General features: G+C 71.0%; 23 protein-coding genes. 13 read left to right on the forward strand and 10 right to left on the reverse strand.

The features are described from left to right. Positions 1 to 51 precede the first annotated feature (51 nt). Complete coding sequence (locus tag HUG12_RS08105; protein ID WP_179268276.1) at positions 52 to 237, reverse strand: DUF7525 family protein; 186 nt, start codon at positions 235 to 237, stop codon at positions 52 to 54. Positions 238 to 467: 230 nt separating this feature from the next. On the opposite strand from HUG12_RS08105, the gene HUG12_RS08110 reads away from it, so the two are divergent. Further along, positions 468 to 1,613 (forward strand): LEA type 2 family protein, encoded by a 1,146-nt coding sequence (locus HUG12_RS08110; RefSeq protein WP_179268277.1) that lies wholly within the window; start codon positions 468 to 470, stop codon positions 1,611 to 1,613. 133 nt (positions 1,614 to 1,746) lie between these two features. Further along, a complete protein-coding gene (locus HUG12_RS08115; RefSeq protein WP_179268278.1) occupies positions 1,747 to 2,148 on the forward strand; it encodes a DUF7528 family protein in 402 nt (133 codons plus the stop codon). 82 nt (positions 2,149 to 2,230) lie between these two features. Here HUG12_RS08115 and HUG12_RS08120 read toward each other — a convergent pair whose 3' ends face one another. From HUG12_RS08120 to HUG12_RS08130, 3 genes are all read right to left on the reverse strand, one after another. After that, positions 2,231 to 3,262: a phosphate uptake regulator PhoU gene (locus HUG12_RS08120; RefSeq protein WP_179268279.1), complete on the reverse strand. Its 1,032-nt coding sequence runs from the start codon at positions 3,260 to 3,262 to the stop codon at positions 2,231 to 2,233. A gap of 138 nt (positions 3,263 to 3,400) precedes the next feature. Beyond that, positions 3,401 to 4,465, reverse strand: a complete 1,065-nt coding sequence (locus tag HUG12_RS08125) for an ATP-NAD kinase family protein (protein WP_179268280.1) — start codon at positions 4,463 to 4,465, stop codon at positions 3,401 to 3,403. 78 nt (positions 4,466 to 4,543) lie between these two features. Further along, complete coding sequence (locus HUG12_RS08130) at positions 4,544 to 4,987, reverse strand: DoxX family protein (RefSeq protein ID WP_179268281.1); 444 nt, start codon at positions 4,985 to 4,987, stop codon at positions 4,544 to 4,546. 275 nt (positions 4,988 to 5,262) lie between these two features. On the opposite strand from HUG12_RS08130, the gene HUG12_RS08135 reads away from it, so the two are divergent. Then, positions 5,263 to 6,783 (forward strand): COG1361 S-layer family protein, encoded by a 1,521-nt coding sequence (locus tag HUG12_RS08135; protein ID WP_179268282.1) that lies wholly within the window; start codon positions 5,263 to 5,265, stop codon positions 6,781 to 6,783. Positions 6,784 to 6,786: 3 nt separating this feature from the next. Further along, positions 6,787 to 9,321, forward strand: coding sequence for an efflux RND transporter permease subunit (locus HUG12_RS08140; protein ID WP_179268283.1), 2,535 nt, complete (start codon positions 6,787 to 6,789; stop codon positions 9,319 to 9,321). Between the two features lie 87 nt (positions 9,322 to 9,408). Here HUG12_RS08140 and HUG12_RS08145 read toward each other — a convergent pair whose 3' ends face one another. Beyond that, on the reverse strand, positions 9,409 to 9,726 hold the full coding sequence (locus HUG12_RS08145) for an acylphosphatase (protein ID WP_179268284.1): 318 nt from the start codon (positions 9,724 to 9,726) through the stop codon (positions 9,409 to 9,411). 268 nt (positions 9,727 to 9,994) lie between these two features. Here HUG12_RS08145 and HUG12_RS08150 point away from each other — a divergent pair, with 268 nt between their 5' ends. From HUG12_RS08150 to HUG12_RS08170, 5 genes are all read left to right on the forward strand, one after another. After that, positions 9,995 to 11,356, forward strand: a complete 1,362-nt coding sequence (locus tag HUG12_RS08150; protein WP_179268285.1) for a phosphopentomutase/phosphoglucosamine mutase — start codon at positions 9,995 to 9,997, stop codon at positions 11,354 to 11,356. Positions 11,357 to 11,408: 52 nt separating this feature from the next. Continuing rightward, a complete protein-coding gene (locus HUG12_RS08155) occupies positions 11,409 to 12,575 on the forward strand; it encodes a BMP family lipoprotein (RefSeq protein WP_179268286.1) in 1,167 nt (388 codons plus the stop codon). Between the two features lie 207 nt (positions 12,576 to 12,782). Next, a complete protein-coding gene (locus tag HUG12_RS08160; protein WP_179268287.1) occupies positions 12,783 to 14,387 on the forward strand; it encodes an ABC transporter ATP-binding protein in 1,605 nt (534 codons plus the stop codon). Beyond that, the gene (locus tag HUG12_RS08165; protein WP_394354278.1) at positions 14,380 to 15,651 is read left to right on the forward strand and encodes an ABC transporter permease; all 1,272 of its coding nucleotides are present in this window, start codon (positions 14,380 to 14,382) and stop codon (positions 15,649 to 15,651) included. The genes HUG12_RS08160 and HUG12_RS08165 overlap by 8 nt, the downstream gene beginning before the upstream one ends. Then, positions 15,648 to 16,784 carry an ABC transporter permease gene (locus tag HUG12_RS08170; protein WP_179268288.1) on the forward strand — a complete coding sequence of 379 codons (1,137 nt, stop codon included), beginning with the start codon at positions 15,648 to 15,650 and terminating at the stop codon, positions 16,782 to 16,784. The genes HUG12_RS08165 and HUG12_RS08170 overlap by 4 nt, the downstream gene beginning before the upstream one ends. Before the next feature lie 145 nt (positions 16,785 to 16,929). Here the strand turns inward: HUG12_RS08170 and HUG12_RS08175 are convergent, their stop codons facing one another. After that, positions 16,930 to 17,385 carry a DoxX family protein gene (locus tag HUG12_RS08175; protein WP_179268289.1) on the reverse strand — a complete coding sequence of 152 codons (456 nt, stop codon included), beginning with the start codon at positions 17,383 to 17,385 and terminating at the stop codon, positions 16,930 to 16,932. 133 nt (positions 17,386 to 17,518) lie between these two features. Between HUG12_RS08175 and HUG12_RS08180 the strand changes: the two genes are divergently transcribed. Then, entirely contained in the window at positions 17,519 to 18,889 is a 1,371-nt protein-coding gene (locus tag HUG12_RS08180; RefSeq protein ID WP_179268290.1) for a geranylgeranyl reductase family protein, read from the forward strand. A 285-nt stretch (positions 18,890 to 19,174) separates the two neighbouring features. Here HUG12_RS08180 and HUG12_RS08185 read toward each other — a convergent pair whose 3' ends face one another. From HUG12_RS08185 to HUG12_RS08200, 4 genes are all read right to left on the reverse strand, one after another. Beyond that, positions 19,175 to 19,333 (reverse strand): hypothetical protein, encoded by a 159-nt coding sequence (locus HUG12_RS08185; RefSeq protein ID WP_179268291.1) that lies wholly within the window; start codon positions 19,331 to 19,333, stop codon positions 19,175 to 19,177. A 167-nt stretch (positions 19,334 to 19,500) separates the two neighbouring features. Then, positions 19,501 to 20,778 carry an amidohydrolase gene (locus HUG12_RS08190; RefSeq protein WP_179268292.1) on the reverse strand — a complete coding sequence of 426 codons (1,278 nt, stop codon included), beginning with the start codon at positions 20,776 to 20,778 and terminating at the stop codon, positions 19,501 to 19,503. Between the two features lie 93 nt (positions 20,779 to 20,871). Next, positions 20,872 to 21,309, reverse strand: a complete 438-nt coding sequence (locus HUG12_RS08195) for a universal stress protein (protein WP_179268293.1) — start codon at positions 21,307 to 21,309, stop codon at positions 20,872 to 20,874. 78 nt (positions 21,310 to 21,387) lie between these two features. Continuing rightward, positions 21,388 to 21,753, reverse strand: a complete 366-nt coding sequence (locus HUG12_RS08200; protein ID WP_246308160.1) for a hypothetical protein — start codon at positions 21,751 to 21,753, stop codon at positions 21,388 to 21,390. A 233-nt stretch (positions 21,754 to 21,986) separates the two neighbouring features. On the opposite strand from HUG12_RS08200, the gene pyrB reads away from it, so the two are divergent. The 3 genes from pyrB (at position 21,987) to thiC (ending at position 24,927) form a co-directional block, all read left to right on the forward strand. Further along, positions 21,987 to 22,910 carry an aspartate carbamoyltransferase gene (gene pyrB / locus HUG12_RS08205; protein ID WP_179268294.1) on the forward strand — a complete coding sequence of 308 codons (924 nt, stop codon included), beginning with the start codon at positions 21,987 to 21,989 and terminating at the stop codon, positions 22,908 to 22,910. After that, positions 22,907 to 23,368: an aspartate carbamoyltransferase regulatory subunit gene (pyrI, locus tag HUG12_RS08210; protein WP_179268295.1), complete on the forward strand. Its 462-nt coding sequence runs from the start codon at positions 22,907 to 22,909 to the stop codon at positions 23,366 to 23,368. The genes pyrB and pyrI overlap by 4 nt, the downstream gene beginning before the upstream one ends. A 116-nt stretch (positions 23,369 to 23,484) precedes the next feature. Beyond that, a complete protein-coding gene (thiC, locus tag HUG12_RS08215; protein ID WP_179268296.1) occupies positions 23,485 to 24,927 on the forward strand; it encodes a phosphomethylpyrimidine synthase ThiC in 1,443 nt (480 codons plus the stop codon). Positions 24,928 to 25,095 lie beyond the last annotated feature (168 nt).

The raw sequence follows: 25,095 nt of genomic DNA on the forward strand, positions 1-25,095 counted from the left end.
GAGTGGCCGTGTTCGTCCCCGAAAACCCGATCAGTTCGACCGTCGACGCGTCTACGCGTCGTACACGTGCACGGCGACGACCGACAGCGTGGCCGCGGCCATCGCGAGCGCGAACCCCCACGCCATCGCCTGCTGGCTCGCGCCGACGAGCATGAACCCCGCGCCGACGGCCGCGACGGCCGCGAACGCGAGCGCGAGTCCGGTGCCCATGTCACTGGAGGCGGATTCGGTAGCCATGTCCGGCCGTTCGCCGGCGCGCACTTAGTTCGCCCGATTCCGGCGGGGTACCGCCCTCGGCGGTCGGCGTCCCGTCCTCTCCGACCGGGCCGGCGAACGCGGCAACCGACGGGAGCACGACCGGCTACCGAACCCCGGTCGGGGAAACGCGTCGCGCCCGTTCCGAACCCGCGCGTGGCCGGTCGGCGGAACTCAGCGGGTTTAACACCCGCCCGTCCGTCACTCGCCGCATGGTCGATACCAGGGGGGCGATCTCGACCGTGAAGGTCGTCGCCGTCGCGGCGGTCGTGCTCGTCGGCTCCGTCGGCGGCGCGGTCGCGCTCGGCGTCGTCGGCGCGCCGTCGGTCGAGAGCGTGGAGAACCGGTTCGGCGAGGTGACCGATGAGACGACCGAGATCAGGACCGACATGGTCGTGAACAACCCCAACCCGATCGGCATCCGACTCGGCGGCACGACCGTCTCATACACGGTTCGGATGAACGACGTCCGGATGGCCGAGGGGTCGAAGGAGGGCGTGGGGGTCGAGACCGGCAACAGCACCCTCGAGTTCCGGACCGGGATGAACAACTCGAAGATTCCGGCCTGGTGGGTGAGCCACGTCTCGAACGACGAGCACACGACGCTGCGGGTCGACGCGGACGTCCACTCCTCGCTGCTGGACCGGACGTTCGGCGCGCCCCAGGTCGAACGCGACGTGGACACGTCGGTGATCGAGGCGTTCCGCTCGGAGGAACCGCGACCGGTGGAGGTGGACTCGGCGGCGGTGACGAACCCGGTGATGGTCCTCGAACGCACCGAGGCATCCTGGGGGACCGTCGACGAGGGGACGACGGAGGTACGGATGACGCTGTACCTCCACAACCCCAAGCCGTACCCGATCACGCTCTCGGAGGTCGGCTACGACATCACGATGAACGACGTCGCGGTCGGGGACGGCGAGGCCGGCCGGACCACGACCATCCCGCCGGGCGAGACGGTCCCGGTGGAGGCGACGACGACCATCGACACCCAGCGGCTCGACGAGTGGTGGGTCTCACACCTCGACCGCAACCAGGTGACCGACCTCAGGCTCGACCTGTACCTCGTGATCGACCTCTCCGAGGCCGGCGCGGGCGAACGGCGCGTCGACCTCGACGAGTTCAACGAGACGGTCGAGACCGACGTGTTCGGCACCAAGAACAGGAGTGCGGACGGGACGACCGGCGGAGGCGACGATGACGACGCCTCCGACGGCGACGGCACCGACGACGGGACCGAGGCGCCGGACGGCGACGGGACCGACGCCCCCACGGACGGCGGAACCGCGACGCCGACCCCGACCGCGACGCCCGACGGCGGAACGACGACGACCGAGGACGACGGGGGCCTCTTCTGAGGTTCCGGTCCGGCCGACCCGCCGCGTTCGGCCACGCTATTTGCGCCCGCCGACAACGCTTTATCCCCCGCGGCGTCAGGGAGTAGTATGTCTCGGAGTATCACCGCTCCTGGTCGAGTTCTCGGACGGTAACGTGACCGTCACCACCGACAGCGATTCGATTCTGGTCGACGTCGACGGCCGAACCTGCGAACTGAGCAGGGACGCCGCCGCCGACCTGCAGGAGGCCATCGGCGACGCGCTCACCGAGCGCCGGGAGTTCTTCCGGACGGCGGGCGAGTACCGCACGGACGGGAGCTACGTCGTCTCGCGGAAGGCCGCGGACTCGGCGGGCAACGCGAAGGTGTTCGACTCCTTCGAGGAACTGCGCCGCCTGTACGACCGGCTCCCCGACGAGTTCTCCGCCGAGGAGGTCGGACGGACCGGCATCACCGGCTCCCGGCGGCACATGCTGATCCGACACCTCGCGGAGCACCCGGCGTTCGACTGCTCCATCACGCGACGGAACCCGCTGACCGCGGAGAAGGAGGGGTAACGCCCGCGAAGCGGGGGTCCGAACTCCGCGGGCGAGACCGCCGGAACCCGAACGAACCCCGCCGGTTACGTCGGGACGTCTGTCACTCGATGCTGACGTGCTCGTTCTCCTCGTTCAGCGAGAGGTTCGCGGCGACCTCCGCGATGCGCATGGCGTACTGGGCGGTCTCCTGGAGGCTCACCAGCACCTCGCGGACGCGGAGCAACTGCTCGTTCTCCATCTCGGGGAGGTCGTCGAGGATGTCCCGCTCGCGGTCCTTCAGTTCGCGGAACAGGTAGCGCACCTCGATGGTGAGCGAGTAGTCCCGCTGGACGATGGACTCGACTGCCATCGCCGTGATGTCGTTCACCTGGTCGGTCATCTCGCGGATCTGCCGCATCGTGGACGACTCCACGTCGAGCGTGTGGTCGTCGGCCTCCATGACGATCTCGGCGATGTCCTCGGCGTTGTCCGCGATGAGTTCGAGGTTCTTCGCCACCGACCGGTAGCCGATGAGCGGGAACCCCGACTCGAGGCCGACGGCGCGCGCGAGGTTGGGGTTCTGGTAGGCGGTGAAGATGAGCCGCAGGAGGAGGACGAAGATCTTGTTCGCCTGCCGCTCGCGGTTGAGCGCCCGCTGGGCGAGGTCGGGGTTGCCGTGCGCGAGCGCCTTCACCGCCTCGCCGCGCATCGTCGAGCCGGTGTTCTCCAGCCGCCCGAGCAGGTTGTCGAGCGCGAAGTCCTCCGGGTCGACCGAACAGCGGATGGCGATGTTCTCGGGCGTCTCCTCGATGACGCCCAGCCCCATCAGCTGGGTCTCGGCCTTGTAGACGGCGTTGATGTGGTCGGAGTCGAGCGCCCCCTCCTTCGCGGTGATGTTGATGACCCGCCGGCCGAGCACGTACTGCGCGAGGATTGCCCGCTCCAACGCGCCCGCGTCGAGGTTGTCGACGTGCAGCGTCGCCTCCGCGTCCTCCGTGCTCGCCGACTCCGGGAGCACCGTGAGCGTCCCCTTGCCGCCCATGCGCAGCGACACCTCGTCGCCCTTCTCCACGTGGTGTTCCTGGGCCCACTCCGCGGGCAGCGTCATCGCCAGCGTCGAGGGACCGAGCCGCTGGACCTTGCGCGTCTCCATATGCGAGGGGAGCCCTTGAATGACCTTAACCTTGTTCCCACGACCATAATACACGTGGGTTCGTCCTTATTGTCCGTGGAGGACTCCGGACGGGCGGAGAGCCCGACCAGCGTTCGAACCGGCCGGCGTCCGGGACGGTCAGACGATCTTCATCATCCGCCGCTCGAACTTCCCGACGCGGACCTTCACCCAGCCCCGGAGCGCCTCGTCCAGTTCGGGGTCGTCCGTGTCGACCCGGAGGACGCGGAGGTCGTCGAGCTTGTCGCGGGAGGCGACGATCTCCAGGTCGCACTCCCGGATCACGGCCGGCGAGAGCTGCGGGTTCCCCCGGCCGAACACGAACCCCTGCCCGCCGATGGGCGTGACGACGACGACGTTGTCCTCCCCGAGCGAGGCGAGGATCTCCGACTCGCTCGCGTCCTCGACGAGCACCTCCCCATCGCGGTACACGTCGACGCCGATGGGCGAGCCCTCGAAGCCGAGTTCCTCCTTCACGGCGCCGACCGTCGAACCGGGGCCGAGCACCCACGTCCGCCCGGGGCTCGCGCGGACGTCGTCCGCGACGCCCTCGGCGAGCGCCTCGACGGTGCCGCCGCCGAGCTGCTTCGAGGACTGGAGCCGTTCCGCCACGGGGACGAACGCGACCGCGCGGAGCTCCGGATTCACCTCGCCCTCGCGGTAGTCGTCCTCGTCGACGTCCATCACCTCGCGGCGCTCGGTCCGCTCGAAGGTGGCGGCGACGTACGCCGCGTCCTCCGGCGAGACGGCGAAGACGGAGGAGTACACCTTCACGCCCGCGGGCACGCCGAGCATCGGCGTCCGGCTCCCCTCCAGCGCCTCCGCGACGTCCGCGGCCGTGCCGTCGCCGCCGACGAACAGAACGAGGTCCGCGCCCGCGCCCAGGAACGCCTCGACGGCCGCCCGGGTGTCCGCGGCGTCGGTCCCCTCGCCGTCCGGACCGCCGAGCACCTCGGGATCGAACCCGGCGGCGCGGACCTCCGATGCACCCATCGGGTCGCCCCACGCGAGCACCTCGGCGTCGGGAGCGTGCTCGAAGAGCGCGTCCAGGGCGCGCCGCGCCCGCTCGGGCGAGCGCGGTTCGGCGCCGCGGGCACGCGCCTCCGCGACCTTCCCGTCGGTCCCCTTCAGGCCCACGCGTCCGCCCATCCCCGCGACGGGGTTACACAGGAACCCGATTCGCATGGCTCGTGGTGGGTTCGGGCGGCGGAAAAACGGCGCGGTCGGACCGTCGGGCGGTCGGCGGTGCGAACGCCGTGGCGTCTACAGCCCGAGGCTGTACGGCCACGGAACCGACGAGAGCGAGAGGAGGACGAGCGCGCCGCCGAGGATCGTCATGTTCTTCAGGAACTGTGTTAGCTCGTCCTGCTTCTGCTCCTCGGGCACGGCCCAGAAGTCGTGGAACACGACCGCGGCCGCGAGCGCGAACAGCGCGATGGCGCCGGCCGCCAACGTCGGGAGCACGCCGGCGGCGACTCCGAGGCCGCCGAACACGAGCATCCCGCCCGAGAACAGCACGCCGAAGCGCGGCGCCGGCAGCCCCTTCGCCTCGGCGTAGCCGGTCATGCCCTCGACGCTCCGGAAGTGATTCAGGCCCGTGAACGCGAGCACGAGGCCGAACAGCAGTCGTCCGATCAGGAACGCTTCGGCGGCACCCGTGCCGCCGAACACGTTCGTTCCTCCCTGCAGGATGACGGTGGAATCCATTGCACTCGGACCGAGGCGACGGGCACTTATATCTGTTTGCTGACAGTCGGGTCACCGGGTTACGCCCGTGCAACTACCGCCGATGTACTCGAGTGCGACCCGCGTATCCGGTCCGGGCCGCTGGAGGCATAAATTAGCTATCACACTCCGCCGGCCACGTCGTTCGACCGTCGTACCCGGCGACGGGACGCGAGCCGCCCGACTGAACGGCCGTTCAGTTCCCGGTCGTTTGGGACGACTTATGGGTCGGGCGTGGCTGGGTCCGAATCGACGCAATGGTTCGTCGCTCACTCCTCCTCTGTGTCGTCGTGTTGCTCGTGGCCGTTCCGACGGCGGTCACCGCGGTGGACGCGAGGTTCGAGACGAGCGTCCCCGAACCGACGGTAGAGCCCGGGTCGACCCAGGAGCTCACGTTCGAACTCGCGAACGACGCGGCCGACCCCGACGACCGCGCCGAGACGGCCCACGAGGTGGAAGCCACCGTCCGCGGCGACGATACGCCGATGACGGTCCGATCCGGCCCGCGCTCGCTCGGGACGATGAGCGACGGGGACGGTCGGTCGGTGACCGTCAGCGTCACCGTGCCCGCGGACGTGCCCGCCGGCACGTACGACCTCCCCGTCACCGTCGAGTACCTCGACGCCGGCGACGACCGGGAGACCGAAACGACGACCGTCCGGGTGCGCGTCGACGAGCGCGCCCGCTTCGTCGTCGAGGACGTGGACGCGGACGTCCCCGTCGGCGGGAGCGGCACCGTCGCGCTGAACGTGACGAACGCGGGCGAGGCGAACGCCTCGGGCGCCGTGATGGCGTTCGAGTCGGGCAACGCGGACGTGACGTTCGCCGGGTCGGCGACCACCCGGCGGTTCGTCGGCGAGTGGGCGGCCGGCGAGACGCGAACCGTCGAGGTCGACGCTTCGGCGGCCGACGGCGCCGACCCCCGCGAGTACGCGGTGGACGCGACCGTCGAGTACGAGGACGCGGACGGCCTCGCCCGGACGTCCGCCCCGCTCTCGTTCGGCCTGACCCCGCTCCCCGAGGCGACGTTCGTCTTCGGCGAACTCGAGAGCACGCTCCGGGTCGGCGGCGACGGGACGCTCTCGGGGACGGTCGAGAACGCGGGCGACCGGACCGTCCATAACGCGGTCCTCCTGCTTGAGACCGACGACCCGAACGTCTCCCCGCTGGAGTCGGAGCTCGCGGTCGGGACGCTCGACCCCGGCGAGTCAGCGGCGTTCGAGTTCGACGTGGAGGTGTCCGACTCGGCGGAGGCCGGCGCCCGGCAGTTCGGGCTCGTCGTGGAGTACCGCGACGTCGGGGGAAGCCGGATCACGAGCGACGAGACCGACGTTCTCGCGGACGTCGCGGCGCCGCGCGACGAGTTCGACGTGGCGCCCCTCGACGCGGAGTTCGAGGCCGGTTCCGGCGGACAACTCCGCCTGGAGGTGACGAACAACCGCGAGGCGCCCGTCTCGGACGTCTCCGCGAAGCTGTTCCCGGACGCGCCGCTCTCCTCGGGGGACGACGAGGCGTTCCACCCGAACCTCGACCCCGGCGAGACGGTCACGCTGACGTTCGACCTGCGGGTCGACGACGCCGCGCTCGAGAAGTCGTACCCGCTGAGCGTCGACTTCCGGTACGAGACGGCCGACGGCGACACGCGGCTCTCCGACGCCTACCAGGTCCCCGTGACCGTCTCCGGAGGGAACGGCGGCGACCTCCCGCTGTCGGTTCTCGGCGGGACGGCGACGCTGTTCGCCCTCCTCGTCGGGGGCGTCTACTACGTCAGGCGGTGACGGATGGCGGGGTTCGACCACGAGCGACTCGTCGAGCGCGCCAGCACCCTCGTCACCGAGCGACCCGAGCGGGTGGTCCTCGCGTTCCTGCTCGTCACCGCGGCGTTCGCGGTGGGGCTCGGGAACGTCTCCACGGAGGCGGGGACCTCCCAGTTCGCCTCCGGCATCCCCGCCGAGGAGGCGCTCTCGGACGTCCAGCGGGAGTTCGGCCCCCCCTTCGGGGCCGACGCCGGGACCACACAGCTCATCCAGCGGAACCGGAACGTGCTCTCGAAGCCCGCGATGCTGCGGATGCTCCGGACCCAGGAGCGGGTCGAGGAGCGCGAGGACCTCCGGGTGACGGGTACCTCCAGCGCCGCGAGCGTCGTGGCCCGGACCGTCGACCCGTCCGCCACGACCACCGAGGCGCAGATCCGCGCGCTGGAGGGGGCGACCCCCACCGAGGTCCGGAGGGCGGTCCGGGAGAACGTCGACAACCCGGCGTTCACGGGGTCCGTCTCCTCGGATTTCAACCGCGAGTCGGTGTCGGCCTCCGCGACCATCGCCGTCGTCACCCACGAACTCCCCGGCGGGCTCTCGTCGGGCGCCGCGGCCGGCCAGGGCGGCACCAGCCCGCTGACGCCGATCCAGCAGCGCGTCGAGCGCGTCGTCGCGAACGGCGACGCCGACGTCACCGTCTTCGGCTCCGGCGTCCTCGCCGCCGAGTTCTCGCAGGTCATCACCGACTCGCTGCTCGTCGTCACCCCGGCGGCCGTCGTCCTCATCGTCTCCTTCCTCGTGGTCGCCTACCGGGACCTGCTCGACCTGCTGCTCGGGACGGTCACGCTCCTGATGGCGGTCGTCTGGACGTTCGGCTTCCTCGGACTCGCGGGCATCCCGTTCAGCCAGATGATGATCGCGGTTCCGCCGCTGTTGCTCGCGGTCGGCATCGACTTCGGCATCCACGTCGTCAACCGGTACCGCGAGGACAGGGACGACCTGGGCGTCGACGGCGCGATGAACGCGGCGACCCGACAGCTGCTCGTCGCCTTCTTCATCGTCACCGGCACCACCGTCATCGGCTTCCTCTCGAACTTCGCCTCGGATCTCGGACCGATCCGGGACTTCGGCCTCGTGGCCGCCGTCGGCATCCTCTTCACGTTCCTCCTGTTCGGCGTGTTCCTGCCCGCGGCGAAGGTGTGGCTCGACCGCCGCCGGAACCGGATTCCGGTTCCGACGTACAGCCAGCGACCGCTCGGCGCGGAGGGGACCAGGCTCGCGCGCGCGCTCCGCGGTGGGGTGTCGATCGCACGCGTCGCTCCGCTGGCGTTCCTCGTGCTCGTGCTCGCGAGCGCCGTCGGGGCCGGGGCGTACGCGACCGGCGTCGACACCAGCTTCTCGGACGAGGACTTCCTCCCGCCGGAGGAGTCCCCGGCGTACCTCGAGGCGCTGCCGGAGCCGTTCGCCCCAGCGGACTACTCGGTCGTGGGGACGCTGAACTTCCTCGAGGACAACTTCGAGAGCACGAACGACGGCGAGGTGACGGTGTACGTGGAGGGGCGACTACAGCGCGACACGGCGCTGGAGGAACTCCACCGGATGGGCGAGGACCCCCCGGACTCGTTCGTGAGCGACGGGCGGCGGGCCGAGTCGACCAGCATCGTCACCGTGGTCCTGGACCAGGCGGAGCGGGACCCCGAGTTCCGTCGGCTCGTGGCACGCAACGACCGGGACGGGAACGGCATCCCCGACCGGAATCTGGGGGAGGTGTACGATTACCTGCTCGCCTCGTCGGCGAGCGGCGAGGTGAGCCAGCACCTCGCCGAGGACCGCCGATCCACACGGGTCGTCTACACGACGAAGGCGGACGCATCACAGGGAGCGATCACGGCGGACGCCCGCACGGTCGCCGACCGCCACCGCGCCGACGCGACGGCGACCGGGAACACGGTCGTCTTCAAGGCCGTCTCCGACCTGATCTTCGAGTCGGCGGTGACGAGCCTCGCGGTGGCGCTCGCGCTGACCGGGGCGTTCCTCCTCGTCGTCTACCGGTTACTGGAGGGGTACGCGTCGCTGGGCGTGGCAAACACGGTCCCCATCCTCGTCTCGGTCGCGGCGGTCGCGGCGACGATGCGGCTCGCCGGCATCTCCTTCAACGCCTTCACGGCGACCATCCTCGCGATCACCATCGGGCTCGGCATCGACTACTCCGTCCACGTGACGCACCGATTCGTCGACGAGCGACGCGAACACGGGCTGTTCGACGCGCTCGACCGGACGGTCCGCGGCACCGGCGGCGCGCTGACGGGGAGCATGCTCACGACGACGACCGGCATCGGCGTGCTGGTGTTCGCGGTCCTCAGCGTGCTCGGCCAGTTCGGGGTGCTCACCGCGCTCTCGATCCTCTACTCCTTCCTGGCGTCGATGCTCGTGCTTCCCTCGACGCTCGTCGTCTGGAACCGAGCGCTCGGCCTCGACCCGGAGCGGCCGCTGGGTGAGGACGCCCGGTCGACGGAGGACGACCGGACGCCGTCCGGGACGCCCTCGGCCACCGACTGACGGCGACGTCGACCGCGCCCCGAGTCGGCGGTGTCACCCGACGAAGCCTCCGTCGGAACGGTCCGCGGAGTTCCCGAGCAGCGGCTCTCAGCGACGGACGACGAACCCCGTCTCCCCCTCGGGATCGCCGTACTCGACGTCCACGTCCTCGACGACGGCGGCGTCGCTCCCGGTGTGACACCACTCGACCATCCCCTCCACGGCGTCGCGCGGTCCCTCGAAGACGGCCTCCACGCGGCCGTCGTCGAGGTTCCGAACCCAGCCGTCGACGCCGCGCTCCCTCGCGGCCTCGCGGGTGCTGTCTCGGTAGTAGACGCCCTGGACCCTGCCGGTCACGAACACGTGTGCGCGGACTCGTTCGTCGGTCGCTTCGTGGTCGGTCCCCTCGTCGCTCGGTCCGCTCATGGCCGAGCCTCGTCGCCCGACGCCTAAAGTCGGACGGCGGTACGCCCGCGAAACGGGCGGCGCTCTCGCTCGGCTGACAGGCGGCACGCTCGGCTCCCGCGTCGGCGTGCCGCGGGCCCGCGCCGACCGCCGTTCCGGCGCGAGCACACACCCGCTCCCCGCCGCGGGGCGACTCGTCACGTCATGGGCCGTCTGGTCCCGGTCCCGTACTTGAACCCTCGGGGCCGATTTCGGGAGAGTCTTTTAGTGTGGCGGCCGAGGACCGGGTATGAACCTGTTCGGTACCGCCGGCATCCGCGGCAGCGCCGAGAGGCGCGTCACGCCGGAACTCGCGCTCGACGTGGCGCGCGCGGTCGGGACCGCAGCGCGCGAGGCGGGCGACCGGGAGTTCGTCGTCGCCCGCGACGGCCGCGTCACCGGGCCGTCGCTCGCCGCCGCCGTCGAGGCGGGGTTGACCTCCGCGGGCGCGGACGTCACTCGGCTCGGTCAGCTTCCGACGCCCGGACTGGCGTTCGCCTCGCGGGGACGCCACGGCGTGATGCTCACGGCCTCGCACAACCCCCCGGCCGACAACGGCATCAAGGTGTTCCGCGACGGCGTCGAGTACGCACAGACCGCCGAGACCGACGTCGAGGAACGGGTCGCGGCCGGCGCCGCCCCGGCACGGTGGGACGAGTGGGGCGAGGCCGCCGAGGCAGACGTGCTCGCTTCGTACCGCGAGGCGGTGGCGACGTACGCGGCCCGGTTCGGCGCGGACCCCGCCGGCGTCCGTGTCGCGGTCGACTGCGGGAACGGGATGGCGGCGCTCGTGACGCCCCACGTGCTCCGCGAACTCGGCGCCGACGTCGTGACGCTGAACGCGAACGTCGACGGGCACTTCCCGGGCCGGGAGTCGAAGCCGACGCCGGAGTCGCTCGCGGACCTCCGCGCGTTCGTGCGCGACGACGGGGCGGACTTCGGCATCGGTCATGACGGGGACGCCGACCGCATCGTCGTCGTCGACGCCGACGGGGAGGTCGTCCACGAGGACACGGTGCTCGCGGTCCTCGCGGAACGGTACGTCCGGGAGAGCGACGCGGCCGACCCGGTCGTGGTGACGACGCCGAACGCCTCGGGCCGGATCGACGAGCGGGTGCGCGCGGCGGGCGGGCGCGTCGAGCGCGTCGCGCTTGGCTACCTTCACGACGGCATCGCGGCCGCCCGCGAGGCCGGGAGCGACGTCGTGTTCGCGGCCGAGCCCTGGAAGCACGTTCACACCGGGTTCGGCGGGTGGATCGACGGCGTGGCGAGCGCGGCCGTGCTAACCCGACTCGTCGCCGCCGAGGGGCTCGCGGGCCTGCGCGACCCGGTGACCGAGCGACCGTACCGGAAGGTGAGCGTCGACTGCGGGGACGACGCGAAGGTCGCGGTCATGGAGCGACTCGCCGTCACGTTGCCGGAGGCGTTCCCGGAGGCGTCCGTCTCGACGGAGTACGGGGTGCGGCTCGCCTTCCCCGACGACGCGTGGGCGCTGGTGCGGCCGAGCGGGACCGAGCCGTACGTCCGCGTGTACGCCGAGAGCGACGACGTGGACGAGCTGGTCGCGTCGGTGACCGACGTCGTGGAGGACGCCGTCGCGGATATCGGGTAGCTCTCGGCCCGGATACGACGATTTTAACACCCTCTGTTCCACCACTCAGGGTATGCCCCGGAACATCGACAGGCGGACGTTCGTGAAAGGTGCCGGCGCCGGCGGAATCGCGGGACTCGCCGGTCTCGCCGGGTGCACCGGCGGCCCGGAGGACGACGGTTCCTCGGGCGAGGACGGCACCGACTCCCCGGACGACACCGGAACGCCGTCGGGCGAGGACGGCAATGGGTCGGCCGACGGATCGGCCGAACTGAACGTCGGCATGGTGTACGCGACGGGCGGGCTCGGCGACGGGTCGTTCAACGACCAGGCCCAGACGGGTCTCCAGCAGGCCGCCGAGGAGTTCGACGTCGGCTACGACGAGTCCCAGCCCGACGAGGTCTCCCAGTTCGCGAACTACCAACAGCAGTACGCCCAGTCGACCGACCCGGACTACGGGCTCGTCTCCTGCATCGGGTTCCTGCAGGCGGACGCGCTGGGGGAGACGTCGGCCGACTTCCCGGACCAGGACTTCATGATCGTCGACGAGGTCGTCGAGAACGACAACGTCGCCTCCTACACGTTCGCGGAACACGAGGGCTCGTTCCTCGTCGGCCAGCTGGCCGGCCTGCTGACGACCCAGGAGTTCTCCGCGGGCGCCGGCTCCACCGACCCCGACTCGACGAGCGTGGGCTTCGTCGGCGGCGTCGAGAGCGCGCTCATCCAGAAGTTCGAGGCCGGGTTCCTCGCGGGCGCGGCACACGCGAACGCGGACGTCGACATCCAGACCACGTACGTCGGCGACTTCAACGCCCCGGGCGCCGGGCAGGAGGCGGCGCTCGCGATGTACAACAACGGCGCGGACGTCGTCTACCACGCCGCGGGCAACACCGGCACGGGCGTGTTCCAGGCGGCCCAGGAGGCCGGCCGGTTCGCCATCGGCGTCGACCAGGACCAGTCGCTGACCCGCCCGAACTACTCGGACGTCATCCTCGCCTCGATGGTGAAGCGGGTGGACACGGCCGTCTACAACTCCATCGAGGCCAAGCTGAACGGGGAGCTCCCCACCGGCGACCTCGTCGCGCTCGGCCTCGAACAGGAGGGCGTCGCGGCCGTCTACGGCGACGAACTCGGGAGCGAACTCCCCGAGGAGGTCACGAGCGCGGTCGAGAGCTCGCGGGAGGCCATCATCGGCGGCGAGCTCGAGGTCCCGCAGAGCCCGAGCGACGTCTCCGAGTGAGTTCGCGCGGGTCGCCGGGCGAATTCGGGTGACTCCCCCGGTGAGTCCGGGAAACTTCCCCGATGATCCGGCGGGTGTCCCGGAGTAGGTTCGACGGCGACCGCCCGTGACGGGATCCGGGATCTCCCCGCCCCCGACGCGCATCGTTTCGGCCCGTCCGGACCGAAACGGGCCGTTTATGCCGCCACCGTCGAAAGGACCGACAGGATGACGGAGGCCGTCCGCCTCGACGGAATCACGAAACGTTTCCCCGGCGTCGTCGCCAACGACGACGTGACGCTCTCCGTCGAGCGGGGGACGGTTCACGCCCTGCTCGGCGAGAACGGCGCCGGCAAGACGACGCTGATGAACGTCCTCTACGGGCTATACGAGCCGACCGAGGGAGAGGTGTACGTCGACGGCGACGGCCTGGAGGTCGACGAGGACGGCGAGTACGCCGCGCCGCCGCGCAGGTTCGACGCGCCGCGCGACGCCATCGACGCCGGCGTCGGGATGATCCACCAGCACTTCATGCTCGTCGACCCGATGACGGTCGCCGAGAACATCACGCTCGGCAACGAGCCCCGCAAGTGGGGCGGGCTGGCGATCGACCGCGACCGCGCGCGCGAGTCGGTGCTCGACCTCTCCGAGCGGTACGGCTTCGACGTCGAACCGGACGCGACCGTCGCGGACGTGAGCGTCGGCGTCCAGCAGCGCGTCGAGATCCTCAAGGCGCTGTACCGCGGCGCCGACGTGTTGATCCTGGACGAGCCGACGGCCGTGCTCACCCCACAGGAGGTGGAGGACCTCTTCGAGGTGCTGGACGAACTGACGGCGCAGGGGAAGACGGTCATCTTCATCACGCACAAGCTGGGCGAGGCGCTGGAGGCCGCCGACGAGGTGACCGTGCTCCGGGACGGCCGCAACGTCGGCAGCGTCCGGACCGACGAGACCTCCCGCGAGGAGCTCGCGGAGCTGATGGTCGGCCGCGAGGTCGTGCTCGAGACGGAGTCGACGCCGGCCGACCCCGGCGCCCCCGTGCTCGACGTGGACGGCGTCACGGCCACCGACGACCGCGACGTGGTGGCGGTCGACGACGTCTCCTTCACCGTCCGCGAAGGGGAGGTGTTCGGCGTCGCCGGCGTTGACGGCAACGGCCAGTCGGAACTGGTGGAGGTGATCACGGGCTTGCGCGACCCCGACGAGGGTGCCGTCGCGCTCGACGGACGCGACGTGACCGACGCCCCGCGGCGCGAGCGGACCCGAGCGGGGATGGCGTACATCCCCGAGGACAGGCAGGAGCGCGGGCTCGTCATGGAGTTCGACCTGACCGAGAACGGCGTGCTCGGCTCCCAGCACGACGCGCCGTTCGCCGCGGGCGGGCGCCTCGACTGGGGCCGCGCCGGCGAGCACGCGGAGGGCGTCATCTCGAAGTACGACGTGCGCCCCCCGGACGCGCGTGCGACCGCGAAGTCGCTCTCGGGCGGCAACCAGCAGAAGTTCATCGTCGGCCGGGAGTTCGCCCGCGAGCCGACCTGTCTGGTCGCCTCCCACCCGACCCGCGGGGTCGACATCGGCTCGACGGAGTTCATCCACGACCGGCTGCTGGACCTCCGGGACGACGGCCGCGGGGTGCTGCTCGTCTCCTCGAAGCTCGACGAGGTTCGCGGGCTCTCGGATCGGCTCGCGGTGATGTACCGCGGTCGGACCGTCGCGGTCGTCGACCCCGACGAGGTGACCGAGGAACAGCTCGGGCTGCTGATGGCCGGCGAGACGCCCGACTCGGTGCCGCGCGCCCCGACGAGGGAGGTCACGGGGGCGGCCCATGAGTGAGGACGGCTCCTCGCCCGGCGGGTCCGGCGCGCCCGACGGGGGCCCCGAGTCGGCGTTCCGGAACCGGGCGATGCGGATGCTGATCGGGCTCTCCCGCGCCTCCGGGACCGAGCGCCTGCTCATCTCCGGCTCGGCGCTGCTGCTGTCGGTCGCCATCGGCTTCCTGCTCGTCCTCGCGGCCGGGCGGATGACCTCCTGCGGGTCGGCGTCCTTCTCGCTTCTCGGCGTCGGCTTCTGTTACGACCCGTTCGTCGTGTTCGACCGGCTGTTCCTCGGCGCGTTCGGGGACCTCGCGGCGAACCCCCTGAACGGCCAGTTCGCGACGACGCTCGCGGAGACGACGGTGCTGCTTTTCACCGGGCTCGCCGTCGCGGTGGCGTTCAAGGCGGGCATCTTCAACATCGGCGGGCAGGGCCAGCTCGTCGTCGGCGCGCTGGCGACGGCGCTCGCGGTGCTCCCCGCCTCCTCGTTCGTCTCGGGGGTCGCGGGGACGCTCGTGCTCGTCCCGTTCGGCCTGCTCGTCGGCGCCGCGGCGGGCGGGCTGTTCGGCGCCATCCCGGGCGCGCTGAAGGCGTACGCGGACGCGAACGAGGTGATCACGACGATCATGCTCAACTTCGTCGCCACCTCGGTCGCGCTCTACCTGGTGCAGAACCACTTCAAGGACCCCGACAGCTTCGCGACCCAGACCGTCGCGCTCCCGGGTCACGCGACGTTCCCCAGCCTCGTGTTCCCGGCGCGGGCGGACGTCTCGCTCGTCGCGCTCGCGTTCGCGCTGACGCTCGCGGCCGCGATGGCGTACCTGCTCGCGCGCACGGCGTTCGGCTACGACCTCCGGACGAGCGGGCTCCAGCCCGAGGCGGCCGAGTACGGCGGCGTCGACGCCCGTCGGACGGTCGTCGCGAGCATGACGCTCTCGGGCGCGCTGGCCGGCATCGGAGGCGCCGTGTACGTGCTGATGATCCTCGGGAACTTCCAGGTCGGCGTCCCCGACTACGGTTTCGACGGCATCACCGTCTCCATCCTCGCCGGAAACAACCCGCTGGGGGTCATCCCCGCCGCGCTGCTGTTCGGGGTGCTGAAGTCCGGGAGCATCGTCGTCGACGTCGGCACCGACGTCCCGCCGGAGCTCGTGGGCGTGCTCCGCGGGCTCATCGTCCTGTTCGTCGCCATGCCGGAGTTCTTCCGGATGGCCGGCAGGTACGCCGGGCTGGACGAACCCGACGAGGGGGCTGTGGCGACCGACGGGGGTGAGTCCGGATGAGCGACGACGCCGTCGAGGCGGGCGCGGGGACGCTGGACCGGCTCACCTCGGTCGGCCTCCGGACGGGGATCGGGCTCGTGGCGCTGGCCGCCTTCGCGGTCGTCGTCGTCGTCGGCGCCCTCACGCCGGGGACCCCGCTCGGGCGGTTCGTGCGCGTGCTGTTCGCGAACTCCACCGTGTCGGCGGCGCTCCGGCTCTCGGTGCCCATCGCGTTCGCGGCGCTGGGCGGCATCTTCGCCGAGAAGTCGGGCGTCATCAACATCGGGCTGGAGGGGCTGCTCATCATCGCCGCGTTCGGCGGCGTCTACGTGGCCGACGTCACGGGGAGCGTCTGGTTCGGGCTGCTCGGCGGCGTGGTCACCTCCGTCCTGCTCGCGCTGCTGTTCGCGGTCGTCTGCATCGAGTTCCGCGCGGACCAGATCATCGCGGGGCTCGCGGTGTGGCTCATCGCGCTCGGGCTGGCTCCGTTCCTCTCGCAGGTCGTCTACGGGAGCACGAACACCGAGGGCGTGGGGACGTTCCGGACCGTCCCCCGGATGCTCGCCGAGAGCAGCCTCCCGGTGCTCTCGACGATGGTCGTCGACGGGCTGGCGTGGGCGGCGGACCTGCCGACCGTCGGCGCGCTCTTCTCCGCCACGCCGGTGGTGTATCTCATGTTCGTCGCGGTCGCGGCCTCGTGGTGGACGATGAACCGGACCTCGTTCGGCCGGCACGTCCGCGCGTCCGGGGAGAACCCGAAGGCGCTCGACACGGCCGGCGTGAACGTCTCGCTGGTCCGGTACAAGGCGGTGCTCCTGTCGGGCGTGCTCTCGGGCATCGGCGGCGCGGCGCTCGCGCTCTCCATCGGCCAGTTCTCCGGGAGCGGGCCGACGATGGTGAACGGCAAGGGGTTCATCGCCATCGTCGCGTACCTGTTCGGCAACTACAACCCGATCGGGGCGCTGCTTTCGACGCTGCTGTTCGCGGGCCTGGACGCGCTCCAGCTCACCCTGCAGGCGCGGAGCCTGTTCGCCATCCCCTCTGAACTGGTGCGGACGGTCCCCTACGTGACCGTCATCGTCGTGCTCGCGCTGTTCGGTCGGACCCGCATCCCCGAGGCCGCCGGCGACCACTACGAGTCGGGCGAGGAGTAGCGGCGGGCCGTCGCCTCCATTCGTGGCGCGTTAGCCGGTCGCATCGGGAGTCTCGTCCCCGCTCCCCGGGAACTTCGTCCCCGCTCCCCGGGAACTTCGTTCCCGCTACCCGGGACGCGTGGTGTCGAGTCGATCGGTCGCGGCGTCACGTCTCGGGACCGTCCCCCGCTCCCCGGGCCGTATCGCCGTTCAGCGCGACGCCGAACGCCAGGAACGTCAACCCGACGTCCCTGACCAGCACGTCCACGTACGGCTCCCCGACGGCGACGCCGACACAGAGGTTCACGACGACGCCCAGGAGCGAGAGCGCCGTCACGGACGCCACCGTCGGCGTGTGCCAGTCGGCGAGCAACAGGAGCCCGAACAGCACCTCGCTGACCCCGAACAGGACGAACGTCGGGGAGAGCGGGAGGAGCCCGGTCGGCCAGAGGGCCGCGAACGGCGGCGCCAGGTACGCGTGCCAGGCCGCCGGCGCGACGAGCTTGTGACCGCCGGCCAGCAGGATGGTGACGCCGAGTCCGCCCCGAAGGAGGACCCCCGCGAGCCGGTCGTAACGCGTCACGACTGCGTCGAACTGATCGAGGGCGTCCGCCGAGGGCATGTCACACACTCCACCCGCGGTCACTTCAAGGAATCCCGTCCTGCGGGTGCCGGCCGGACGCGGCCGGGGCGGGCCGGAATCGGGTCCGCGCAGGGAATAAAGAGTTTAGGCCCGGCGGAAGGGAGTTCGACCAATGACCACGTACGAGCCGGACGTCGCGGTGGTCGGCGCGGGCACCGCGGGCTGTTACGCGGCCGCCACGGCGGCCGACGCGGGCCTCGACGTCGTCGTCGTCGAGCGCAAGGACGAGGAGGAGGCGGGCCACATCGCCTGCGGGGACGCGCTGAAGGGCGCCGACGCCTTCCCCGAGGCGATCCCGAAGGAGACCATCGAGCCGGCGTTCACGAACACCGGCGTCACGCACGGACGCTTCGAGATTCCGAGCCACGACACGGTGCTCGAGATCCCGGTCCCCGGCGAACTCGCGGTGCTCGACCGCTGGGAGTACGGCCGGCGCATCATCCGGGGCGCGGCGGGTCGGGGCGTCGAGTTCCACTACGACACGGTCGTCCAGGACGTGACCCAGGACGACGACGGCACCGTGACCGGCGTCCGCGCCAAGCGAAAGGGCGACGTCGTCGAGTACGACGCGGAGATCGTCATCGACGCCGCCGGCTCGCTCTCCATCCTCCAGGACAAGGGCGACTTCGCCGACGCCACCTTCGACACGAACGTCTCCTACTCGCAGTTCTGCTCCGCCTACCGCGAGGTCGTCGAGGTTCCCGAACCCGTCGAGTGGACCGACGCGCTCGTGTTCAAGCCGACCAAGACCGCCGCGGGCTACCTCTGGTACTTCCCGCGCACGAGCACCGAGATCAACGCCGGCCTCGGCTTCCAGATGAACGAGGAGCCGATGAAGCTCGTCGAGGTCCTCAAGGAGGACCTCCGAAACCGCGCGGAGTTCGCCGGCGCGACGGTGAAGGACAAGCTCGGCGCCGCGCTCCCCACCCGCCGCCCGTACGACTCCGCGGTCGCGCCGGGCTTCGTCGCCGTCGGGGACGCGGCGGGCCACGTCAACCCCACCACCGGCGGCGGCATCGCGGGCGCCGCCTACGCGGGGAAGTACGCCGCCGAGCAGGCCGTGAGAGCCATCTCGGAGGGCGACGTGAGCGAGTCGGCGCTGTGGCGCTACAACGAGCGCGTGATGGACCACTTCGGCGCACGCTACGCGGGGCTGGACGTGTACAACATCCTCTCGACCGCGGTGGACGTCGACGACCTGATGGGGCTGATGGCGTCGCTGCCGGGCGAGAAGCTGGCGGAGGCGCTCTACTCCGGGAAGACGTCGATGGGGCTGGGGCTGAAGCTCCGCACCGCCGTCGACAGCTTCGGCTACTGGCGACAGATCCGGGACTTCTACCGGGTGAAGGGCCACGCGGAGGGACTGATCGAGCACTACGAGCGCTACCCCTCGCGGCCGGGGGCGTTCGAGGGCTGGCGGGCCCAGCGGGACGACCTGATGGAGGGCGTCTACGAGGCCACCGGGGCCGAGCCGAAGTACTAGGACGAACCTCTTTTGCGGGGGCATGTCCTCGCGCGTCGGCTCCGCCGACGCGCTGCGGCCAGACCCCCGCAAAACCCGTTCATGCCAAAAGGCCGCTTGACTCGGTCGGCCTGGCTTCGCCGGGCCTCCCTCGCTCGCGGTGGGTGGCCCGGTGTCCCGCCGAAGGCCGGGCTGTCGCGGCACACCGGTTGATCTGCGATCGCGGAAAAGCCGGCTCCGGTGATTCGCGCGTCGTATGCGATTCGGGGCGTCTCGATTCGCGGCTCGGAGGGTCTGGTCTATGGCTCAGGCGGCCGCGGCGGCCATGGCCGAGAGTTTGAGCTGATCGCCGTTCGCGTCGGCCGCCCACCCGGTCGAGGGCTGCCGTCGGCTGTAGGCGGCGGTCGTCCGGAAGCGCTTGGCGAGCGTCGACATCGTCCGTCGGCTGAGTGCTTTACTCGTCATCGTGTTAACTCGGATTCCCGGCCCGTTAAGGGCTCCGCGATACGGAATCACAAATCGTACCGTTTCCCGTCGGCGGCTCGGCCCCGTCCGGCGGTCGACCCGAGCGGCCGGCCTCGAAACGAGTTTCGGCGGGGGCGGGAGTCGGACGGTCGGGATCGATCGCGGAGCTACGGCCGGCGCTTCGCGATCTCCAGCACCGTCCCCGAGAGCAGTTCGACGCCGACGTCGAGCGACGCCTCGTCCACGTCGAACGTGCTCGTGTGGTGGCCGCCCGGGTGGTCGGTGCCGACGCCCACGTACGTCGCGTAGCCGCCGTCGTCCTGGACCGCCCGCATGAGGAACGTCGCGTCCTCGCTGCCGCCGAGTTCGTCGCGCTCGAGCACCGAGTCCACGCCGGAAACGCCGCCGGCGACGTCGGCGACGACGTCCACGAGTTCCTGGTCCGAGGTGGCGGAGGGCGCGCGGCCGAGCCGTTCGGTCTCGACCTCGACCTCGTGCATCTCGGCGGCCGAGCGGAGCACCGTCTCGGCCTTGTCGTCCATGTACTCCATCAGGTCGGTCGTCTCGCCGCGGACCTCACCCTCGACGTACGACTCCTCGGGGATGATGTTCGTCGCGGTGCCGCCGCCGACGAGGCCGGCGTTCACGCGGGTCGCGCCGTCGGCGTGCCGGGGGATGCCGTAGAGGTTCTGGACCGCCGCCGCCATCGCCTGCACCGTGTTCTTCCCTTGCTCGGGGTGGCCGCCGGCGTGGCTCGGGACGCCCGAGAACTCCGCGAGGAAGTGCGAGACGGCGAGGAAGCCGTCGACGCCCGCGACGACCTCGCCCGTCGGGTGGTCGAGGCCGACGTGGACGGCGACGAGGTACTCCACGTCCCCGATCAACTCGGACTCGGCCATCGGCTTCCCGCCGACGATCTGCTCCTCGCCGGGCTGGAAGAACACCTTCAGCGTGCCCTCGAAGTCGGACGCGAGCACCTCGTCGATGGCGCCGAGGCCGAACGTGGCGTGGGCGTCGTGGCCGCAGGCGTGCATCCAGCCCTCGTTCTCCGAGCGGAACCCGCCGTCCGCGGGCGCGTGCTCGGCGTCGGCCTCCTCGATAGGGAGCGCGTCGATGTCCACGCGCAGGCCGACGACCGGCCCGTCTCCCCGTCGAATCACGGCCACCGCGCCGGTGTAACCCCCCTCGAGTTCGGCGAGGATATCCTCCCGCGCGCCGGCCGCCTTCGCGCGGTCGAACCACTCGGCCAGTTCGTCGTCGTCGGGGACGTTCATCCGCTCGGCGCCGAGGACGTCGGGGCCGTAGTGGATCTCGTCGACGTCGCGGGTCTCCAGTTCCTCGACGATGCGCGCGGTCGTGTAGAATTCGCACCACGCGGGCTCGGGGTGTCGGTGGAGGTCCCTGCGGAACTGGACGAGGTCGTCGTGTGCGACTGCCAGGCTCATGGCCCGACATTCGTTGGGACCGGCATAAAGTGCGTCCTCGCGGCGAGCCACACGCGCTCGCCGGTCGGGGCTCTCCCCGACGGGTTCGGCCGCCTACTGCTCCTCCTCGGGCAGTCGGACGGTGAGCACCGGTTGGTCGGCGGTCCGGACGACGCGCTCGGTGACGCTCCCGAGCAGGTAGCGGTCGATCCCCCGCCGGCCGTGGGTTCCCATCACGACGAGGTCGATGTCGTGCTCGTCGGCGTACTCGAGGATGGAGCGGTAGGCGGTCCCGGAGACGACCGACTCGACGACGGGAATGTCGGCCGCCGCCGCCGCCTCGGCGATGCGGTCGACGGCGGCGTCCCCCTCCTCCTCGAGCGCCTCGGCGACCATCTGGCTGCCGGCCTCCAGCGAGGAGTAGGCCGTCGCGTCGATGACGTACAGCGCGTGGAGCGTCGCGCCGAACCGCTCTGCGATCGTGATGGCGTGCTCGACCGCCGCGTCCGCCGCCGGACTCCCGTCCGTCGGCACGAGGATCCTGTCGTACATACGGGAGGGTGTTGCCCCGACTGACACCTAAAACCCTCCCCCGGTCGGACGCGTCCGCGGGCCGGGTGCGTCGCCGCGTCAGCCGTCGCCGTCCGGTCCCTGGGCCGCGTCCGCCCCGTCGCGTTCGGCGTCGTCCACGTCGCCGGTATCGTCGCCCCTACTGGCACCGTCAGCCCCCTCCCCGGCGGCCCGAACCGCGTCCTCACAGGCCCGGAGCGCGTCGTACCGGTCGGTCCCCTCGTCGACGGCGACGGTCTCGGTGACCTCCCAGGCGCCGCCGAGGAAGCGGAGCCCCTTCACCCAGTCGTCGGTGGCGAGCAGCAGCGCCTCGGTGGCTCCGGACTCGTCCACGGCGACCGCCAGTTCGACCGAGTCCGCGCGGTTGAGCGACGCGATCTCGGCGTCAGAGAGCGGCCGGCCGGGGAGCGAGGCGACGAGCGACATGGTCGGCCGGTCGTCGTCCGCCGGAATGAGGGTGTCGGACGCGCCCGACGGCGCCGACGCGTCGGACCGAACCGCCGGGGCGCCGTCGCCGGGGCTCGACTCGACCGTCGAAGCGACGCTTCGAATCTCGAAACGCGCCGCGCGAGGACAAGCACGTGGATGCAAAACCGCACGGAGGCGACGGGACGACCGGTCCGAGCGATTGAAGGCGACGCCCGCCGGTGACACGAGTGATGCGCCACGACCACCTCCTCTCGGCCGGCCAGCTCACCCGAGGGGACATCGAGGCGGTGCTGGACCGCGCCGCCGAGCTGGCGGCCGACCCGGCGAGCGTCGCCGAGCGCCACGCCGACCGGCTGCTCGCGCTGTGCTTCTTCGAGCCGAGCACGCGCACCAAGATGTCCTTCGACGCGGCGATGAAACGACTCGGGGGGGACACCGTCGACATGGGCACCGTCGAGTCCTCGTCGGTGAAGAAGGGCGAGTCGCTCGCGGACACCGTCCGCGTCATCGAGGGGTACGCCGACGGCATCGTCCTCCGGCACCCGAGCGAGGGGGCCGCGAAGCTCGCCGCCGAGTTCGTCGACGTGCCGATCGTCAACGCGGGCGACGGCGCGGGCCAGCACCCGAGCCAGACGCTGCTCGACCTGTACACGATGCGCGAGAACGCCGGGCTCGACGACCTGACGGTCGGCATCATGGGCGACCTGAAGTACGGGCGGACGGTCCACTCGCTCGCGGAGGCGCTCACGAACTTCGACGCCCGGATGCACTTCGTCAGCCCGGAGTCCCTGAAGCTCCCCCGCGGGGTACAGTTCGACCTCCACGAGGGCGGCGCGAAGCTCCGGGAACACACCGACCTCGGGGACGTCCTCCCCGAACTCGACGTGCTCTACGTCACGCGCATCCAGCGCGAGCGCTTCCCCGACGAGAACGAGTACCAGACGGTGGCCGGCCAGTACCAGATCGACGCCGAGACGCTCGAGGCGGCGCCCGACGACCTCACCGTGATGCACCCGCTCCCGCGCGTCGACGAGATCGCGCCGGACGTCGACGCCACCGAGCACGCGCGGTACTTCCAGCAGGCCCACAACGGCATCCCGGTGCGGATGGCGCTGCTGGACGAACTGCTCTCCGTCGAGGGGGGTGACCGATGACCGAGCGCGAACTCCGCGTCTCGAAGATCCGCGACGGCACCGTCATCGACCACGTCACGGCCGGCCAGGCGCTGAACGTCCTCGCGGTGCTCGGCATCGACGGCGACGAGGGGTTCGGCGTCTCCATCGGGATGAACGTCCCGTCGGACACGCTGGGGAAGAAGGACATCGTGAAGGTCGAGGGTCGGGAGCTCTCGCAGGGGGAGGTGGACATCATCTCGCTGCTCGCCCCCGAGGCGACCGTCAACATCGTCCGGGAGTACGAGGTGATCGAGAAGAACCGCGTGGAGCGGCCCGAGCGCGTGGTCGGCCTCCTTCGCTGCCCGAACCACAACTGCATCACGAACGCCGACGAACCGGTCTCGTCGTCGTTCCGGGTGGTCGACGACGGCGTCCGCTGTGAGTACTGCGGGGAGATCATCCGGACGGACATCGGCGATCACCTGGCGGTGAACTGACCGCAGCGACCGACCGACCGACCTTCCCCCCTCCGCGCTTCTCGCGCAGCCGATCCGACTCCACGTCGCATCGCCACGGCCTAGTTTTATAACTGAGTAATATAACTAGGTTATCGATGCCGACACAGCTCGAACGCGCCCGGGACGGCGTGGTGACTTCGGCGATGGGACGGGTGGCCGAACGGGAGCGCCGCGATCCCGAGTTCGTCCGCGAACGGGTCGCGGACGGTCGTGCCGTGATCCCGAACAACCACGGACACGAGGGGCTCGACCCGATGGTGATCGGCGAGGCGTTCGCGACGAAGGTGAACGCCAACATCGGCAACAGCGAGGACACGAGCGACCCCGAGGCGGAACTGGAGAAGCTTCACGCCGCCGTCCACTTCGGCGCCGACACGGTGATGGACCTCTCGACGGGCCCGGACCTCGACCGCATCCGCGAGGCGAACGTCGCCCACTCCCCGGTGCCGGTCGGCACCGTGCCCATCTACGAGGCGGTCAAGCGCGCCGGTTCGCCCGCGGACGTCACACGCGACCTCCTCCGCGACGTGATCGAGAAGCAGGCCCGCCAGGGCGTCGATTACATGACCGTCCACGCGGGCGTGCTGATGGAGCACCTCCCGCTCACCGACGGCCGCACCACGGGCATCGTCTCGCGGGGCGGCTCCATCCTCGCGCGTTGGATGGAGGAGCACGGCGAGCAGAACCCGCTGTACGTCGACTTCCCGGAGCTCTGCGAGACGTTCCGCGAACACGACGTGACCGTGAGCCTCGGCGACGGCCTGCGACCCGGAAGCCTCGCGGACGCCTCCGACGAGGCCCAGTTCGCGGAACTCGACACGCTGGGGGAGCTGACCGGGGTCGCCCAGGAGCGCGGCGTGCAGGTCATGGTCGAGGGGCCGGGGCACGTTCCGATGGACGAGATCCGCGACAACGTCGACCGCCAGCGCGAGGCGTGCGACGGCGCGCCGTTCTACGTGCTCGGCCCGCTCGTCACCGACGTCGCGCCCGGCTACGACCACGTCACCTCGGCCATCGGCGCGACCGAGGCCGCCCGAGCGGGCGCCGCGATGCTCTGTTACGTCACCCCGAAGGAGCACCTCGGCCTCCCCGAACGCGAGGACGTGCGGGAGGGGATGGCGGCCTACCGCATCGCCGCCCACGCCGCCGACGTGGCGAACGGCCTGCCCGGCGCGCGCGACTGGGACGACGCGCTCTCGGAGGCGCGGTACGACTTCGACTGGCGCCGACAGTTCGACCTGGCGCTCGACCCCGAACGGGCCCGGGAGTTCCACGACCGGACGCTGCCCGGCGACAACTACAAGGAGGCCCGATTCTGCTCCATGTGCGGCGCCGAGTTCTGCTCGATGCGCATCGACCGGGACGCCCGCGAGGCCGGCGAGGGGATGACGGACCTCGACGACGAAACCGACCTCGACGCGTCGCCCGCCGCGGCCGTGAACCTGCCGCCCGTCGGCACCCACGACGCCGAGAGGCTCCCGGCGTGGCCGCCGGAGAGGGAGGGGCCGAACGATGCGTCCGGCGAGGCGGACGACTGACGGGCGGCGGGCAGAACTGGCGACGGCCGGAAACGATTAGTCGATATACGTTAACCCCCGGACATGTCCCGAACAGCGAAGCTCGTCGCGTTGCTCGCAGCCGTCGTCGTCCTCTACGTCGTCCTCGATACCGGGGGCGACCCGATCGAGGTGAACGTCGAGGAGTAG

The sequence above is a fragment of the Halorarum salinum genome, from assembly GCF_013402875.1.
GTDB classification, from domain to species: domain Archaea; phylum Halobacteriota; class Halobacteria; order Halobacteriales; family Haloferacaceae; genus Halorarum; species Halorarum salinum.

What these genes read in the sequence shown, in the direction of transcription:
- HUG12_RS08105 (WP_179268276.1), bottom strand. Translation starts at nt 237, where the DNA reads ATGGCTACCGAATCCGCCTCCAGTGACATGGGCACCGGACTCGCGCTC.
- HUG12_RS08110 (WP_179268277.1), top strand. Translation starts at nt 468, where the DNA reads ATGGTCGATACCAGGGGGGCGATCTCGACCGTGAAGGTCGTCGCCGTC.
- HUG12_RS08120 (WP_179268279.1), bottom strand. Translation starts at nt 3,262, where the DNA reads ATGGAGACGCGCAAGGTCCAGCGGCTCGGTCCCTCGACGCTGGCGATG.
- HUG12_RS08125 (WP_179268280.1), bottom strand. Translation starts at nt 4,465, where the DNA reads ATGCGAATCGGGTTCCTGTGTAACCCCGTCGCGGGGATGGGCGGACGC.
- HUG12_RS08130 (WP_179268281.1), bottom strand. Translation starts at nt 4,987, where the DNA reads ATGGATTCCACCGTCATCCTGCAGGGAGGAACGAACGTGTTCGGCGGC.
- HUG12_RS08135 (WP_179268282.1), top strand. Translation starts at nt 5,263, where the DNA reads ATGGTTCGTCGCTCACTCCTCCTCTGTGTCGTCGTGTTGCTCGTGGCC.
- HUG12_RS08140 (WP_179268283.1), top strand. Translation starts at nt 6,787, where the DNA reads ATGGCGGGGTTCGACCACGAGCGACTCGTCGAGCGCGCCAGCACCCTC.
- HUG12_RS08145 (WP_179268284.1), bottom strand. Translation starts at nt 9,726, where the DNA reads ATGAGCGGACCGAGCGACGAGGGGACCGACCACGAAGCGACCGACGAA.
- HUG12_RS08150 (WP_179268285.1), top strand. Translation starts at nt 9,995, where the DNA reads ATGAACCTGTTCGGTACCGCCGGCATCCGCGGCAGCGCCGAGAGGCGC.
- HUG12_RS08155 (WP_179268286.1), top strand. Translation starts at nt 11,409, where the DNA reads ATGCCCCGGAACATCGACAGGCGGACGTTCGTGAAAGGTGCCGGCGCC.
- HUG12_RS08160 (WP_179268287.1), top strand. Translation starts at nt 12,783, where the DNA reads ATGACGGAGGCCGTCCGCCTCGACGGAATCACGAAACGTTTCCCCGGC.
- HUG12_RS08165 (WP_394354278.1), top strand. Translation starts at nt 14,380, where the DNA reads ATGAGTGAGGACGGCTCCTCGCCCGGCGGGTCCGGCGCGCCCGACGGG.
- HUG12_RS08170 (WP_179268288.1), top strand. Translation starts at nt 15,648, where the DNA reads ATGAGCGACGACGCCGTCGAGGCGGGCGCGGGGACGCTGGACCGGCTC.
- HUG12_RS08175 (WP_179268289.1), bottom strand. Translation starts at nt 17,385, where the DNA reads ATGCCCTCGGCGGACGCCCTCGATCAGTTCGACGCAGTCGTGACGCGT.
- HUG12_RS08180 (WP_179268290.1), top strand. Translation starts at nt 17,519, where the DNA reads ATGACCACGTACGAGCCGGACGTCGCGGTGGTCGGCGCGGGCACCGCG.
- HUG12_RS08185 (WP_179268291.1), bottom strand. Translation starts at nt 19,333, where the DNA reads ATGACGAGTAAAGCACTCAGCCGACGGACGATGTCGACGCTCGCCAAG.
- HUG12_RS08190 (WP_179268292.1), bottom strand. Translation starts at nt 20,778, where the DNA reads ATGAGCCTGGCAGTCGCACACGACGACCTCGTCCAGTTCCGCAGGGAC.
- HUG12_RS08195 (WP_179268293.1), bottom strand. Translation starts at nt 21,309, where the DNA reads ATGTACGACAGGATCCTCGTGCCGACGGACGGGAGTCCGGCGGCGGAC.
- HUG12_RS08200 (WP_246308160.1), bottom strand. Translation starts at nt 21,753, where the DNA reads ATGTCGCTCGTCGCCTCGCTCCCCGGCCGGCCGCTCTCTGACGCCGAG.
- pyrB (WP_179268294.1), top strand. Translation starts at nt 21,987, where the DNA reads ATGCGCCACGACCACCTCCTCTCGGCCGGCCAGCTCACCCGAGGGGAC.
- pyrI (WP_179268295.1), top strand. Translation starts at nt 22,907, where the DNA reads ATGACCGAGCGCGAACTCCGCGTCTCGAAGATCCGCGACGGCACCGTC.
- thiC (WP_179268296.1), top strand. Translation starts at nt 23,485, where the DNA reads ATGCCGACACAGCTCGAACGCGCCCGGGACGGCGTGGTGACTTCGGCG.